The 15551-nt window shown below is 68.1% G+C and carries 9 protein-coding genes and 1 pseudogene; 4 read left to right on the forward strand and 6 right to left on the reverse strand.

Annotated elements, in window-relative coordinates; all coding sequences use genetic code 11:
- Positions 1-129 precede the first annotated feature (129 nt).
- Positions 130-2625, reverse strand: coding sequence for a DEAD/DEAH box helicase (locus RNB18_RS06195; RefSeq protein ID WP_311713138.1), 2496 nt, complete (start codon positions 2623-2625; stop codon positions 130-132).
- Positions 2626-3013: 388 nt separating this feature from the next.
- Between RNB18_RS06195 and RNB18_RS06200 the strand changes: the two genes are divergently transcribed.
- From RNB18_RS06200 to RNB18_RS06215, 4 genes are read left to right on the forward strand one after another with little or no spacing between them, the layout of a single operon-like run.
- On the forward strand, positions 3014-3394 hold the full coding sequence (locus RNB18_RS06200) for a CU044_2847 family protein (RefSeq protein WP_311713139.1): 381 nt from the start codon (positions 3014-3016) through the stop codon (positions 3392-3394).
- A 2-nt stretch (positions 3395-3396) separates the two neighbouring features.
- Entirely contained in the window at positions 3397-5412 is a 2016-nt protein-coding gene (locus RNB18_RS06205) for a VMAP-C domain-containing protein (RefSeq protein WP_311713140.1), read from the forward strand.
- Entirely contained in the window at positions 5409-6371 is a 963-nt protein-coding gene (locus tag RNB18_RS06210; protein WP_311713141.1) for an AAA family ATPase, read from the forward strand. The genes RNB18_RS06205 and RNB18_RS06210 overlap by 4 nt, the downstream gene beginning before the upstream one ends.
- Positions 6355-9036: an SAV_2336 N-terminal domain-related protein gene (locus RNB18_RS06215; protein ID WP_311713670.1), complete on the forward strand. Its 2682-nt coding sequence runs from the start codon at positions 6355-6357 to the stop codon at positions 9034-9036. The genes RNB18_RS06210 and RNB18_RS06215 overlap by 17 nt, the downstream gene beginning before the upstream one ends.
- Before the next feature lie 409 nt (positions 9037-9445).
- Here RNB18_RS06215 and RNB18_RS06220 read toward each other — a convergent pair whose 3' ends face one another.
- The 5 genes and pseudogenes from RNB18_RS06220 to RNB18_RS06235 all read right to left on the reverse strand — a co-directional run bounded on the left by RNB18_RS06220 (position 9446) and on the right by RNB18_RS06235 (position 15421).
- Positions 9446-12130, reverse strand: a complete 2685-nt coding sequence (locus tag RNB18_RS06220) for a tetratricopeptide repeat protein (RefSeq protein WP_311713142.1) — start codon at positions 12128-12130, stop codon at positions 9446-9448.
- Complete coding sequence (locus RNB18_RS06225) at positions 12127-12576, reverse strand: hypothetical protein (RefSeq protein ID WP_311713143.1); 450 nt, start codon at positions 12574-12576, stop codon at positions 12127-12129. The genes RNB18_RS06220 and RNB18_RS06225 overlap by 4 nt, the downstream gene beginning before the upstream one ends.
- 172 nt (positions 12577-12748) lie before the next feature.
- A pseudogene (locus tag RNB18_RS53625) lies at positions 12749-13030 on the reverse strand (DUF4158 domain-containing protein); the annotation flags it as partial.
- Positions 13031-13369: 339 nt separating this feature from the next.
- Complete coding sequence (locus RNB18_RS06230; protein ID WP_311713144.1) at positions 13370-14770, reverse strand: gamma-glutamyltransferase; 1401 nt, start codon at positions 14768-14770, stop codon at positions 13370-13372.
- A gap of 474 nt (positions 14771-15244) precedes the next feature.
- Entirely contained in the window at positions 15245-15421 is a 177-nt protein-coding gene (locus RNB18_RS06235) for a hypothetical protein (RefSeq protein WP_311713145.1), read from the reverse strand.
- Positions 15422-15551: the final 130 nt, after the last annotated feature.

Here is a 15551-nt window from a genome sequence, read left to right on the forward strand (position 1 = left end):
TACGGCCCGGGGCCTGGTCACACGCAGGCCTGTGGATAACCACTCCGCGCACAGGTCAGAGGCGCTCTGACAGCTTGCTGGGCCCCGAAGATGTGACTTCGTACCGCCACCCAGTCGCAGCCCCGACAGTTAGAAGGAGCGGGGCTTGACGCTGAATCCCTCGACGAGGCCCTGGGCGAGGAGCCCGTGGGCGCTGAGCTGCTCGACCACCGCTTTCGGATCACCCCAGTTGTCGGCGTCGGCGAGCGCGAGCGTCGCCTTGCGCAGCGCCTCACCCAGCTTCGTCATCATGTCCTCGGTAACGATGCGGGTGCCGGGCGGAGCGACGGCATTGTTCTCCGGGGTGTTGACACGGTGCAGCAGTACCGGGGTGGCAGTACAAGTCTGATCGTAGGTCTGCTGGAACCAGCTCATGGAGTGAGCCAGCTGCGCGACGTCACTGCGCCAGATCTTGTCGGAAGTGGCCGCTGACTTGGCTTCCAGAACCAGGTACTTCAACTCCCCGATGGCCCACAGGACGTCCGGCCCGTTGCCGGTCGTGCGCTCCGGTCGCTGGGCCTCGAATCCGAGGTGATACCCAAGGCGTTCCAGGGACCGCTCGAAGACAGGGACCCGCTTCGGATTTGGGTGGTACGTGAGTTCGTCGAGCAGGACGTCGACGCCCACCAAGAGCTCGTTGCGGTCGCTGTAAGTCTCGGACAGGTAGGCGGCGGCGAGTACCGCCTGCGTGTCAGTGGCCTTGATCCGGGTGGCCTTGACGCCGTCGATCGGCCGCAGCAGCTCAGGGTTGTGTACCAGCGCCTTGACCAGGACCTGCTGAGCCTTGGGCTCGTCAGTGAAATGCTGGTAGGCAGCCAGTTGTTCCTGAAGGAACCCGCGCTCGGCCGGGTCGGTGGCCGCGGCAACAGCCTCGCTCATGTGGGTAACGGCCTGCGAGTACTGACCGAGTGCGGCCTGGTCGAAGGCCCTGCGCGCGGGCGCGGCGACCTTGGAGATGGTGCTCTGGGGATAGGTGACCTCGGCCAGGGCGGTGCGGGCGGCGGAGACCCAGCCCGGGTCACGGCCCAGGACCTGCGCGATCACGCCTTCGATCTGCTCAAGCTGCTGTCCGGCCAGATGCGCGGCGATCTTGCGGGAGAAGTCGATCTGGGCGACGGTGGCGGGGCTGAACCGGGCCCGGTACCGGGGCGAGGCGATCAACTGCGACAGGTGCGGTCCCATGAGCAGGACGACGCAGTGGTCGTTGACGGAACGCACCCCGCGGCCCATACCCTGCTCGATGCGCTGCAACTGCCGGTTCACCATCGCGTCGGAGTCGCCGACGACGATCGCCTCGCGGCGAGTGAGGCCGCCGTAAGCCTGCGGCAGACCGTCCAGAACCAGGACTTCGCAGGCCTCGCGGGGCAGGTCGATCCCGTCGTACTTGTTGACCAGCACCACCAGGCCGACATGCCGGGTGCGCAGTTTTTTGACCGCGGACCCGATCTGCTCGGAGTCCGCAGCGGTGATTTGCGCGTACGGCCCCCATGCGGCGGCCTTGCGGTGGGAGGGCACCAGGACTACGACGTTGACCCGCTCGGCGAGCTTCGCGGCCATCGCTCGCACGGCCGCGTCCGTGACCGACGGGCTGATGTCCTGGGGGGCGAGAATGAGGCGATCCCCGAGATAGCCGGCACTTGCGGGGGTAATCGGGGCCCCTACGGTGGCTGGGTCGGCCGCGAAGTCGGTGACCAGGATGCTGTCGTCGGCCAGGGTCGCGGTCAGGTGAACCCGGCGCCGCGCCCGCGCGAAACTGGCAATCTTGCCGATCGGCGGATACGGCGGCTGGACTTCCAGACCCTCCCCGGTGAAGACGGCTCGGCAGACAGGCAGTACATCCTTGACCAGGGGCCAGGGCCACTGCAGGTCCTCATCGTCCCGCAGGCCGTTCAGAATCGCACTGACGTCACTAATGCGGCGGGTCCAGGCCCAGAACGGTACCTGCGCGACCGCCGAGGGGTCCTGCGTGGTCAGGCCCAGGTAGGTGATCTCCGACTGCTGGCGCAGGTCATCGGTGAACAGCTCCAGCAGCGCCGTGAACGCCTCGGCGTGCCGGGCCCTCGACAGCGACAGGGTGAACTTCTCGCGCACGGTAGCCAGCGCCGCGTGCGCGTCGTCGACGACGATCGTGCCGACATCGGTGACAGGACGTCCGTTCCCCTGGAGCCCGAAGACGCTCTTGCCGTTGACGAACCGGTGCAGGCTGAGCACGCAGATCGCCTCACCGCTCGCGAAGCGGGTGGACCTGGGATCGGAGGTCACCTCCAGCCCGAGGTCCACGGCCTGCTCCATCGCCTGCGAGGCAAGATAGGGGTCCGGGGCCAGATACAGCACCGGGCCGGCGCTCTCGTTCAGGCTCGACTGACAGATCAAAAGCCCAACCAGGGTCTTGCCGCCGCCGGTGTTGAGCTTGACGACCAGGTCCTTCTCCGAGCGCCGGTCATACCACGCCTGGAGTACCTGTCCCTGCGGGTCACGCAGGAACTCGTACTGGGCAGCACGCCCGGGAAGCGCGTCAAAAAGCACCCGGGGGTCGGTGGGCGTCGGGGCGGAACCCGAGCCGAAGGAAGAGAAGTCGATGACCATATGAGCCCCCTGAGGACGAATCTCGCACTGATGGGCTCCCCACCCCTGGGCGCCGCCGCGACAGACAGTAGCGAAGGAAACACGGTGTTCACATCTGGATTGCACCAGGTTGCCTGACCACGACACGTGGGGATCCGATCAGGGAACGGGTCGGCGCCCCTTCCGGCCGCGGCCAACGGCAACGCGCCCCTTTTCGGCCGTACGGACCGGCGGCTAGTGGGATACGCACGCGTGTCCACCAAGGGCAATTGCTCGACCGGCAGATACACGCACTCACCGAAGCAGGATGCATCCGGATCTTCGCCGACAAGAAGTCTGCTCCCGACCCGGGCCTCGAAGTTGATCGGTTTGGGGGTCAGAGGAGGTTGGAACTGGCATAGTTGGGCCCATGGGGGAATATGTTGAGTTCACCTTCGATGACGGTCAGACGGTGCTGCTGGAGGTCTTTCCCAGTCCGCTGGCCGACTCGGGCGCGGGCGGCGCGACGCCTGGTTCCGCGCCACTCGTGCCCGTCGCGGGTGAGGGGAATGGAAGGGTGGGGCGGGCCGCTCGCGGTGCACTGCGGCAGGTCCTGAAGCCGTTGGTTCCTGTGCTGCAGTCGGTGCACGAGACAGTGTCTGCCATGGACCGGCGGCCTCAGCAGCTGACCGTCGACCTGGGCGTCAAGGTCGGCAACGACCTGACGCTCGGCATCGTCGCCAACAAGGGCGAGGCAAGTCTCACGGTGTCCGCGACGTGGAATCTCGAAGCGTCGGTGCCGACGGAGTAGTCGTGCGCTGGCAAGCCGACGACGACCCAGACGCCCGTATCCGCAAGGCGTGGGCCACCTTGCACACTCGTGGTGCGATCGGCGAGGGACTGGGTGCGGGTGTGGTCGTCGCGGACGGGTTCCTGCTGACCTGTGCCCATGTGATCAATGCTGCTCTCGGGCGGCCTAAGCTGGCCGCCACCGAGCCGACTTCGCAGGACATGCTTGAGGTCGTCGTTTCCTTTCCGAGCCAAGGCAGTGAGCGCCACGCTGTAGAGCTGGCCAGCTGGCTGGCGCCGAAGCTGGAAGGCGAACAGTGGTGGGACGGCGATCTCGCCCTGCTGAAGGTCAGCATGGGGGCATCGGACGTCACTCCGGTGCCGGTGCGGGAGACGTCCGGCCGCCGGTTGTCGACCTGGTACGCCCACGGAGCCCCACGCTCGCTCGTGGACGTCTACGTCCAGGTCAGCATGGGGCCTTGGTACATACTGGATCCTGGGTACGCCCCGCTGAAGATTCTGCCCGGCCACAGCGGCGCACCATTGTGGGATCGTGAACGCGGCTGTGTAACGGGCCTGGTGGTGTCCACTGAACCCGATAACCTCCGCTCGTACGCCATCAGGGCTTCCGAGATGATGAAGCTGCTCGCCGCTGCCGGCGTGCTCCCCACCCTGGCCGCTGAGATGTCCGACCCTCGGATGCGAGTCCGACGCGGCGAGCTGATCGCCGCCCTCGATGTTCTCTCGGAACGGAACCTTCAGCGATGCGCTGAACGGCTTGGCCGCGTTCTCAACCTCCCTTGGTTCCCGCCCACTTGTGCGGACCTCGTCGATGCAGCCTTGTGTCACACGCGGGGCATGCCGACTCTGCTCAGCACGCTCACGGCACACGGGGTGGTGGCACAACAAGTCAGGGACGTCGCGGCGAGGCTGGGGCCCGTGCGCATCCTCACCCCGGACGAATACGAGGATCTCATCGCGTTACTGGGTCCGGCCGCGCATTTGGAGGTGCGGGCGGCAGCCCGCAGAGCCGTCCCCCACTTCACGCTGCCCGTAGCCGACGTGCATGTTGGAACGCTGATCGAGGACCTGGAGGACCGCACAAGTGAACCTGGTGTTGTGCCGCCCGTGATCCAGGTAATTGAGGAAGTCGCCGCAGCGCGGCAGGAGAACGGCGACGCCCTGCGGGAATGGTCGCAACGCGCGTCCGACCGCTTGGGCGTCAGCCCTGAGGCTATGCAGCAGTGCCGCTGGTCTGCCAAGTCCCGTGCGACTGCCCGAACTTCGCAGCCGGTACTGCGGGTGTGGCTGTGGGCGACGGAGCCCAGCGCGGAGGCCCTCCAGTACGTGGTCCGCCTCTACGACGCGCACGGACACCAGGTAAGCACGTGGACCGGGGGAGACACCCCGCGCACCCGGGCGGACCTGTGCGCCGACCTGTCCGAGGCCGTAGACGACCTCGACCAATACGAGGAGTCGGCTGGCGTGGAGTTTCTGCTGCAAGAAGGCTTCTTCGGACTGGCAGTCGACCAGCTGCCCACCCACGCCGGACCGCTGGGGACGCGGCCCGTCGGGTTGGACCGGGTCGTGGTCGTACGTGGACAAAGCGTGCGGCGTTCTGGTGCCTGGAAAGCGCGCTGGGAGCATGGCCGGAGCTCCCAGGCGTCCCCCTATGTGCTGACCGACCAGCAGGCGGCGAACAGCATCCTGACCAGCCGCGGGGACATCGCCTGCGTCATCGCCTCCTGTCCGCCCGACCAGCACGACAGCGCGTTGGCTCTGTGCCGCTGGCTTGGGGTGCCCGTGGTCCTGTGGCATCGCAGCGGCAACAGTCAGGGCTTGACCGAGGCGTTGCGGGCGGTTGTCCCCGACGACTGGCCGCGCAACCTACGCGAAGTGGTCAGACGGCAGCGCGCCGAAGCGCTATATGACAACGCGCACATGGGTGCTCACCTGGCCTTGTTGTGGGAAGACCCTAGCTGGGCGCCGCCCCGACAACGGCTGACCAACCCGACGAGGATGGAAGGAGGCTCCGTGTGAACATCGAGCGCCCTCAGGAACGGCTCTTCCGCGGTGACGGCGGCACATACGATGATTCCGTACTGCTCCCCGAGCCCCCGCCGTGGCGACGGCCGCGGCTGGACGGCGAGGCCGCGCAGCGGCCGTATCTGATCGGTGAGAAGCAGGTGGAGGTGGTCAACGCCGCCCTGCGTCTACGTCGCCCTCTGTTGGTTACCGGCGCTCCCGGCACCGGCAAGTCGTCGCTCGCCCACGCCGTGGCGGCGGAACTCGGCCTCGGGCCGGTCCTGGTCTGGCCGGTCAACACCCGCGCCACGCTCACTGACGCGCTGTACCGTTATGACGCCATCGGCCGCCTGCGGGCGGAGGAGCGCGGCACCAACGACATCGGCAGCTTCATGCGTCTGGGGCCCCTGGGCACCGCGCTGGCGACACTGCACGAGGGACGACCACGCCTGTTGCTGATCGACGAGCTCGACAAGAGCGACCTGGACCTGCCCAACGACCTTCTGTTTGTGCTGGAGGAAGGCGAGTTCACCGTCCCTGAACTGGCGCGCCTGTCCGAAGGGCAAGCTGAGGTTGCCGTCCATGTGCAGGGCTCGCAGGAGAAAGTGCGGGTGCGGCACGGCACCATCCGGTGCGAAGACTTCCCCTTCGTCGTGATCACGAGCAACGGCGAACGGGAGTTCCCGGCGGCCTTTCTGCGCCGCTGTATCCGGCTGGAACTGCCAGAACCGGGCCCTGACCAGTTGGAAGGCATCGTTCGGGCGCACTTCGCCGAGGACCTGCAGCAGCTGGAGACACTGTGGCCGCGGGTGCAGGAGCTGATCCGGTCGTTTACCCAGCGGCGCAGCCTGGGCGGCCTCGCCACCGACCAGTTGCTCCACGCCGTCCATTTGCTGCAGCAGGGCGTTCAGCCCGAGGCGGAGCACCTCAGGGAGGCGGTGCTGCGTGAGCTCAGCCATGGCGGAGGCCGGTGAGCCGGACAAGCCCCTGATTACACGCTTGCATGACTGTCTGCGTGGCGCCGGCATAGAACTCTCTCCCCGGGAGCTCAGTGACGTCCTGTGGCTCGCCCTGTCCGAACCACAGCACCCTGCGGACGCTGCTGTCATCCCAGAGCCGGATACCGTGCGCCTACCCCAGTCCGCGTCCGCCGCCGCCCGACAGCCAGAGCGCTCGGAACGGGATGTGGCCCAGTCCGTGCCCCGGGAGAGCCGACGCCCTGTCTACGTACTCAATAGGGCCCGGAGCGGCGGGGCCGCTGGCGCACCGATCCGCATTCCCGGAGTTCGCGGCCTGCATCACCCACGGGGAATTGTTCGAGGCCTGCGCGCGCTGAAGCGAAGGGTGCCATCCACGCACCGGCACGAGCTGGACGAGAATGGCACCGCTGAGGCTATCGCTGACAGCGGCGTCCTCGACGCTGTGCTGCGTCCGGCCGCGGACCGCTGGCTTCGCCTCGTGCTTGTCGTCGACGACGGACCGTCCATGCGGGTTTGGCGCGACACCATCAGCGAACTCGCCGAGATCCTTACGGTCTCGGGCATCTTCCGCTCCGTGCATGTGCGCCCGCTCGCCGCATCACCACTCTTCACCAGTGACCGAACAGCCGTGCTGGTACTGACAGACGGGGTCGCCGACCACTGGTACACCGGAACCGCCCATAGGCAGTTGGCCGTGATGGCCCGCAGGGCGCCGACCGCCGTAGTCCACCTGTTCCCGACCCGGCTATGGAGTAGCACAGGGCTGGTAGCCGAGCCCATGATCGTTCGTACGACCAGCCCGGCACCACCCAGCACCCTGCTCACCGCCCACGCCCCTTGGCTCCCCGCCTCGTTCAGCTCACGGCCCCGCCTCCCCGTACCCGTGCTTGAACTGAACGAGCCGAGCTTGCGCACCTGGGCCGGACTGATGACGTCGCCAGGTGGCGTGGCCGCTCTGCGCGTCATCGACGCGGAATGTCCGCCTGACGCCTTGGCCTTCCAGGACGATGTCAACGGTGAGCCGGAGAACTCCGCCGAGCGTGTGCAGGCTTTCCGCGCGATGGCCTCGCCGCAGGCCTACGAGCTAGCCGGCCATCTGGCTGCCGTCGATCCGCTGACGCTTCCCGTGATGCGGCTGGTCCAGGCCGCTGCCCTCCCCGAAAGCAGCCCCGTCTGCCTGGCAGAGGTGATGGTGAGCGGTCTCATGCATGTAGACGACCCGCTCGAGGGGCAGGACGTATTCGCCTTCGCGCCGGAGGTTCGCAGCGTGCTCCGCACGGTGGTCAGGGCTGGCTCCGCACAGCAGACGGTTGACGCAGTCAGCGACTTCATCACGCCACGTCTCGGCCGTACGCCGGACTTCCCGGCAATCATCGCCGACCGTTCAGGAACGCTGGCCCTGCCGCGAGGCGGCGAGCCGCTCGCTGAGCTGCCGTCTGAGAAGGAGCCTATGGACGGGGCGGGAGGGCGAATGAGAACTCCGCGTGCGGGACAGTTTGCCGCGATCGAAGACCAGCGGGCCACTTTCACCGACGCCTCTGCCAGGAGGTCCGTTGCAACGCACCGCGTGCATGCCCTGATCGTCGGCATTGAGCGCTACGGCGTCGCGCCCTCCTGGGACCTACCCGGGCCCGCCCGGGACGCGGTCAGATTCTACCAATTGCTGCGAGCCGCCGGCGTGCCAGACGAGCAACTGCGACTTCATCTTGCCCCATTGCCGTCCTATGTCCCTGACGTGCACCACGAACCCGCTGACTACGCGACCCTGCGTCGCGCACTTGTCCGCGAACTACCACGGGTTACGGGTGACGTACTCTGGGTGTGGTGGGGTGGTCACGGTGTCATCGACCGTTCCGGCCACCGGCGGCTGTTTTGCGCCGACGCAACGGCCGCCGACAAAGTGACGCTCGATCTGGATTCTGCTCTCAACCGGTACGCGAGTGACGCCGTCCCAGAACTCACCGACCAACTGTGGATCGTAGACACCGCCGGGAATTTCGAGGACGACCTCGGGTTCAGGGAACCGCTGCCGCCCGAAGCCCTACCCATCGGGAAGCGGACCCAGACTCACCGCCAGACCCTGCTTCGCGCCGCTGGCGACGGCCAAGTCGCAGCCAATCTGTCCGAGCGGGCCTCCGGGCTTTTCTCCGACGTCGTGCTTGACCTGCTGGCTGAACGTGCAGACGTGCTGCCCGGGTTGCCTGATCCGGAGGAACTGTTCACTGCCGTACGGGCGCGATTCACAGACCTCAGGAAAGCGGGCCATACGCAGCAGCGGCCTGAGATCCGGCTGCAAAGCCCCGAACGCACCGTAGTGCTTCCTCCGGCAGAACCATCCACTCGAGGACGCCCCCTCTCGCCACTGCTGAGAGCCGTGGAAGTCCTCCTCGAATTTCCGCTGATGATGGATCCACACGAACGACACACGGTGGTCGCTGCTTTGGGCCCCCGAACCACGAGCGCACTGGCACGTCACAATTCCGCCCGCATGGATGTCATCAGCATTCTCACTGGGTTGGTCAACCGCCATCCCGAGGCACTTTGGGACTTGTACGAGGCCGTAGTGACTTTCGACGACGACCCTGAGCGCGGGCTGGCACTGCGCCAAGCCCTCCGTGAACTCAGCGCCTCGACAGGAAACCCGCGCCACCGGGGCTGATCTCGTTTGCCTGGCACTCCAGTGGCCTCAGAAGCGTTCCGCTTACCGCTCCACAGCACGGACATAGCGCTGCCCATGCGGGTCGAGCAGGGCATATGCGATGGTCGACAGGCTCACGCCAATGACATCGGCCTTTCTGGGTAAGCTGGCGGGATCGACGTGCGCCAGCACGATCGTGGATGGGTGCAGCTCTCCTGAGGGTCGGTCATAAGTTTGCGACCACCAAATTCGTCGTTAGTGGCTGATCACGCAGAACTCGCGCACTGTCATTTGGGCACCGGAACATCCGAGCTGTGGTGACGAGTCGCCACGACCAGCACGGACGCCGCCGACGCGAGACGCCCCACAGGACGGGGTCCCCGTAGCATCCGCCAAAAAAACAACGGATATCGCTACTAGTGACACCGGGTCAGAGCTGCCCGGGTTCGCCGTTGTCACGTTTGGCGACGGCATGAGCGAGATTGTTTCGGACAGTTCGTGTCAGTGGGTGGTCCTTGCCGAGCACGCGCACTATGTCGGGCAGGGTCTGTTCGAGCAGCGGGATGGCCCGGGCCAGGTCCCCCGCCGACCAGTAGGCGCCGGCGAGGTTGTTGCGGGAGCCCAGGGTGTCGGGGTGGTCCTCGCCCAGCACCCGCGTCCGGTCGATCAGGGTCCGCTCGAGCAGCGGGATGGCCCGGGCCAGGTCCCCCGCCGACTCGTAGGCGCCGGCGAGGCCATTGCGGGAGCCCAGGGTGTCGGGGTGGTCCTCGCCCAGCACCTGCACCATGTGGGCCAGATTTTGCTTGAACAGCGGGATGGCCCGGGCCACGTCCCCCGCCGACTGGTAGGTGCCGGCGAGGTTGTTGCGGGAGGCCAGGGTGGAGGGGTGGTCCTCGCCCAGCACCCGCACCATGTCGGCCAGGGCCTGCTCGTGCAGCGGGATGGCCCGGGCCAGGTCCCCCGCCGACTCGTAGGCCCAGGCGAGGTTGTTGCGGGAGTTCAGGGTGTCGGGGTGGTCCTCGCCCAGCACCCGCGTCCGGTCGATCAGGGTCCGTTCGTACAGCGGGATGGCCCGTGCCAGGTCCCCCGCCGACTTGTAGGCCCAGGCGAGGTTGTTGCGGGAGCCCAGGGTGTCGGGGTGGTCCTCGCCCAGCACCCGCGTCCGGTCGATCAGGGTCCGTTCGTACAGCGGGATGGCCCGTGCCAGGTCCCCCGCCGACTTGTAGGCCCAGGCGAGGTTGTTGCGGGAGTTCAGGGTGTCGGGGTGGTCCTCGCCCAGCACCCGTGTCCGGTCGATCAGGGTCTGCTCGTGCAGCGGGATGGCCCGTGCCAGGTCCCCCGCCGATCCGTAGGCGTAGGCGAGGCCATTGCGGGAGCCCAGGGTGTCGGGGTGGTCCTCGCCCAGCACCCGCACCATGTCGGTCAGAGTCCGTTCGTACAGCGGGATGGCCCGGGCCAGGTCCCCCGCCGACTCGTAGGCGTAGGCGAGGTTGTTGCGGGAGCCCAGGGTGTCGGGGTGATCCTCGCCCAGCACCTGCACCATGTGGGCCAGATTCTGCTCGAACAGCGGGATCGCCCGGGCCAGGTCCCCCGCCGACCGGTAGGCGCAGGCGAGGTTGTTGCGGGAGCTCAGGGTGGAGGGGTGATCCTCGCCCAGCACCCGCATCATGTCGGCCAGGGCACGTCGGAGGTGGTTGATGGCGCGGGTGAGCTGGCCCTGGTTGTCGAGGAAGAGCCCAGTGCGGTTGAGGAGGTCTGCGGTGGTGTCGGTGTCGGTGTCGGCGGGTGTGTGCCCGGCGAGGGCGTCGATGTGAGGGAGCAGGGTGCGCCAGGTGGGCCAGGTGGCGGGGTTGTCCCAGGTGGCGGGCAGGGCGGTGTCCAGTTGGGTGGTGGCGTGGGTGCGGGCGTGGTCGACCAGGTGGGGGGTGCGGTGGGGGTCGTCGGGGTCGGGGGTGCGGGCGAGGGTCTGGACGAGGCGGTGGACGGTCAGGGTGTTGGTGGCGGGGTCGGGGGTGATCATGCTGTAGGCGGTCAGGAGGCCGAGTGCGGCGTTCAGTGCGGGCGGGTCGAAGTGGCCGTCCAGGAGGGTCGCGGGAATCTGGTCGGGTGCGTACCAGGCCAGCAGCCGCAGCAGGTCGGCCGCTTGGGGCTGGAGAACGGTGATTCGGTCCAGGGTGACGTTCCAGATCTTGGCGATGGTGCGCTCGTCCGGGGTGCCGACGGCGCCGTCGCCGTACATCGCCGCCGGGTACTGGTCGAGCAGGGTGAGATAGACGCGCGGGGTGGTGAGCGGATTCTGCGCGAGGTAAGCGGATGCCTGTTCGATGGCCAGGGGGAGGTGGCCCAGTTCGGCGCACAGTTCGGCGGCGCCGTCCAGGTCCCGGGGGCCGGCGTGGGTGGCGATACGGATGAGCAGGTCAAGGGATTCAGCCTCATCCAGGACGTCCAGGCGCACGGTGGGGATGTGGTGCCAGACGGTGGCGAGGCGGCTGGTGATCAGGAAGCGTCCCTGCGCGTAGGTTCGAGCCAGGAGCGGGGCGATATCGGCGGGATCGTTGACGTTGTCCAGGATCAGCAGCCAGCCGGTGTGGCTGGCCAGCCACTGCAAGGCCCACTCCGCCAGCGCCTCGATGGGCAGGGCGCCGGTCATGGCCGGTTGCAGGGCGCACGCCAGGTCGGCCAGGCCCTGCTGTACGCCAGCGGGTGTGTCGGCGGTGATCCACCGTATGGGGGCGCGGCGGTGGGGGCGAGTGGCAGCCCAGTGCGCGGCCAGGGTGCTCTTGCCGATGCCGCCCAGGCCGTGCACGGCCTGGACGACGGCCCCGCCGGAGGTGGCGAGGGCTGCGTCGAGGCGGTCCAGTTCACTGGTGCGGCCGACGAACAGGCCCGGGCGCACTGCCAGGTTGTCTAGCTCTGACGGAGCCGCGACCTGGGCAGGCGGCAGCAGTGCCTCGGGCGGCAGGGACACTGCCCGCGCGTGGTCCCCGGTCAGTACCGGGGCGTAGTTGTCGCCCCCGATGGCCGCGGCCCGCTCGGCGTTTGCCCCGACCTGCTTGCCGGGTCCGGTGGCGGGTGGTTCCGGTTGCATCGCGGCCCGGCGGAACGGCCACTTCACGGGTGGGCACCGCCCGGCTGATCGCCGGTGGACAGCGGGCCGGAGTTGGTTCCACCGATGGCGATCGCACGGCTCCCGGACGCGGACACGGTGTCCGGGGCCGGTGGCGGGTCAGGGTGCGATCCGCCAGCGGGCGGGGCGGGGGCGGGGGCATCGCCGGTGGAGACGGGGGCCCGGTTGTCGCCGCCGATGGCGACGGCACGCTCGGCCGTGGCCCGGACCGAGCGGCCGGAGGTTCCAGCCGCCGGGGCTCGGGTGGCGAAGCTGTGGCCCCACAGGACGGCCAGCGAGCCCAGAACCGCGCCGAGCGCGGAGGCCAGCGACCAGCGGATCGCGGGATCCTTCAGCAGGGGTGGCAGTACGATGGCCCCGCACAGCCATGCGGGCACGGCGAAGGCCGCGGCCGTCGCCAGCCCCGCCACCGCCCACCTGACGTTCCGTCCCATGCTGCCCCCAACCGTGCTGAATGTCCGTGTCCGCCACCACGATGGCAGCAACACCCCGGCCCTGTCCCGCCCTTGCACACAGTGACCGGACCAGACCGGGCCCGTGGCGCTCAGGGCCGCTTACGACGGGAGCGCAGCGGCCGGTAGCCGGCCGGGTCGAGGCGACGTTTTCCGGCACGAAGCCGAGCCAGGGCAGCGTGCACAGCGGGACGGCCAGCCCGATCCGGTCCTTGGGACTACGGCCGCGTCCCGGGTCGATGAACCCCACATCCGCCGGGGTCAGCGTGAAGAACCGGATCAGCTCTTCCTTGTTGATCTCCGGGAAGCCCCGCAGCCGCTCAAGCTCGTCATCCGCGAACACGGGTCGCCATCCGACCTCCACCGCAACCGCCTCGTGGGCACCGTGCGCCACACCGTAGAAGCCAGGGCGGGACGCGGTCAGGTGAACAGCCACATCACGGCCGCTCCGACACCAGGCCGGTCATACCTGCTCACCTACTCAACCAATCGGGCCACCGGCACGGCGCATCCGCGCAGGGCAGGGATATCCGTTGTTTTTTCGGCGATTACTACGGGGACCCCCTGAAGGTTGTCGATTTTGCTGCAGGCGAGGCGGGAGTGGTCGTCGACGGCGGAGTGGACGTAGTCAAAGCCCATGCTATTGCGGCGGGCGCGGCCGGCCTGGAAGTCAACTGCCCACCACTCGCTACGACGTCGGCCAGACCAGCAAACGCCCCCCAGCCCTCAGAGGCCATCGGCGGGCCTGACAGATCCTGGTAGACGACGAACAAGCTCAGGCGGTGCGGCCCGCCGTGGAGAGGACGGGGTCGGTCGGCTCAAGAGCCAGGTAACTCTCTGCCGTGGCGGCTTCGAGGAGCAGAGGCTTGTCGGGGTCGTCCACGCGTACGGGAAGAAGTCGGCCCGTGAGCGAGCTGTCCTCCGGATGTTCCTCAGCCAGCCGGAAGGCCGTGCTGACCGCCTCACGAACGCGCGTCCGATAGCGCTGCTCCTGCTCGTAGTGGGCTTGGCGAGCCCAACGCGCGTACTGCTCGCGGGCCTCGTCGTCCTCCTGGTCCTGTCCGAAGCTGGGGTCGTTCAGGCGGGGGCCGTCGGCGAAGGCCACGGTGTCGGGCATGTCGGTCTGCTGGAGGTGCAGGGCCGCACACGCTGCGTAGAGGCGGCGGGAGAGACCGAGGTGGATGCCGGTGCCGGGGATGCGGGCGGCGATGAACGTAGTGGCGTCCGTGTGCGACGCCAGGCTCGCCTCGGTGTCCACCTGCTGTGCGCGCAGCCGACGGCGCAGGCCGGTGGTGGATTCGTCGTGTTCCAGCAGTGTCAGGGAACCGGTGCGGTGACGCCCGCGATCCGTACGGTCACGGCGCATCGGGACGACGCGCCGCTGCTCCGCAGCCCCGAAGGCCAAGGCCTGGTACGTCAGGAGCTGCTGCCGGGTGACGGCCATCAGGGCCTCGGGGTCATCGGCGACGTAATCCTCCGCGTCGCCTTGCGGACTGCCGGCCGGGGAGGCGCCGGTCTGCGGCCCGCCGTGGGGGTGGGCCGTATGCAGGGCCAGGAACAGGTGGTCCTGCTCCCACTTGCCGGGCCTGTTGCCGGGCAGCGACGTGCCGCAGAGGACCTGCCGGTGTGCCATGCCGGGCATGAGGGCGCTGCCCCCGTCCAGCTGGATTCTCCCGTTCTTCAGCACGCCGGCGCCGAGTGCACGGGCTGCCTTCGCCTCGATCAGCCAGGGCAGGCCGGCGGCGTGGTGGTTGCCCCACAGGTCGGGCAGCTTGGCAGCCGGGTCGGTGAAGCCGGGCAGGCCGCCCGGACCTCGGGCTTCGAGATGCCAGGTGCTTCCCAGGCCGGCCATCCCGGCGCAGAGCCAGTGCGCCATCGTCATGCCCAAGTGGTAGCCGAAGGCGGAGTGGGCGCTGCGCTCACTGCCGTACTGGTACAGGGCGTTCACGAAGAGCCTGCGGCCGGCCGCGGGCGCGGGTGCGGGCACGTCCTTGAGCTGGAGGTAGGCCTGAAGGGGGGCGGTACGGGAGATGAGCTCGTTGACGGCGAGCCAGGGGGTGCGGCGCAGCCACGGGGTCAGGTCGCGCCCGACGCCCTTGGCCGCGAGGAGAACCTGCCGCCAGGTCGTGGTGCCAGGTAGGACCCGTACGAAGGCATGTCTGCCACCCCCGGCCACGGCTGGGTGGCACCCCTCCACAGAGCTTCGGAGGGCCGCCGCAGCGAGCTGAAGTCGCGTACGACGACGGGTATGTCCAGGGCGTCGGTCGGGCTAAAGGCGAAGTCGGCCGCGTCGTGAGGGGGCTGCATGATCACGCCCGACAGCCTGTCATGGGGCACGGACATCAGTCGCAGCTTTGGCCGAGCGGTCGGTTAGGAGAGCGGGCACTGGGAGATTTTGACCACGGAGTGACGCATGCGGTGATCGTTGGCTGTCTGTACGCCCTGACTGTTGGAGTCCGCGGAAGTGCTCATTAACCGCCTTCAACTCCACAATTATCTAGGGTCCGAGGGGCTTAGGGCAGGTCACAGGGGGTGGCCTGTGGTCGGGCACGTAAGGCAACGAGGACTCGGAGACGGTTCGACCGAACGTCTCCGGACGGTTGTTCATCTGAGGCGATCCTCGGGCCCTACCTGTGCTGCGGGGGCGCGGTCAGCGTTTGATGCGGCCGCGGATGGCGAGGACGCCGAGGGCGAGGAGGATGGGTTCGAGGAGGCGGGAGGTCATCTCGATGTAGGTGCCGGAGGTGGTGAGTTTCTGGCCGCTGGAGCGGAAGATGACCGAGTTGACGGCGATGCAGGTTGCCTTCTCGGCGGGGGCCCAGGTCATGCGCGGTGGCCATCCGCCATGCAACTCAGGGTCGGGAGTGCCGGTCTTCGGACTGATCTTGGTGCCGTTGAGCAGGTAGCGATGATCACGGTAGGTGCTCTGCCGCAGTAAATCCGGTATTTACTGCGGC

The sequence above is a fragment of the Streptomyces doebereineriae genome, from assembly GCF_031845645.1.
Classification (GTDB): Bacteria; Actinomycetota; Actinomycetes; order Streptomycetales; family Streptomycetaceae; genus Streptomyces; species Streptomyces canus.

Coding starts and splice junctions, on each gene's coding strand:
- RNB18_RS06195 (WP_311713138.1), bottom strand. CDS start 2,625: ATGGTCATCGACTTCTCTTCCTTCGGCTCGGGTTCCGCCCCGACGCCC.
- RNB18_RS06200 (WP_311713139.1), top strand. CDS start 3,014: ATGGGGGAATATGTTGAGTTCACCTTCGATGACGGTCAGACGGTGCTG.
- RNB18_RS06215 (WP_311713670.1), top strand. CDS start 6,355: ATGGCGGAGGCCGGTGAGCCGGACAAGCCCCTGATTACACGCTTGCAT.
- RNB18_RS06225 (WP_311713143.1), bottom strand. CDS start 12,576: ATGGGACGGAACGTCAGGTGGGCGGTGGCGGGGCTGGCGACGGCCGCG.
- RNB18_RS06235 (WP_311713145.1), bottom strand. CDS start 15,421: ATGACCTGGGCCCCCGCCGAGAAGGCAACCTGCATCGCCGTCAACTCG.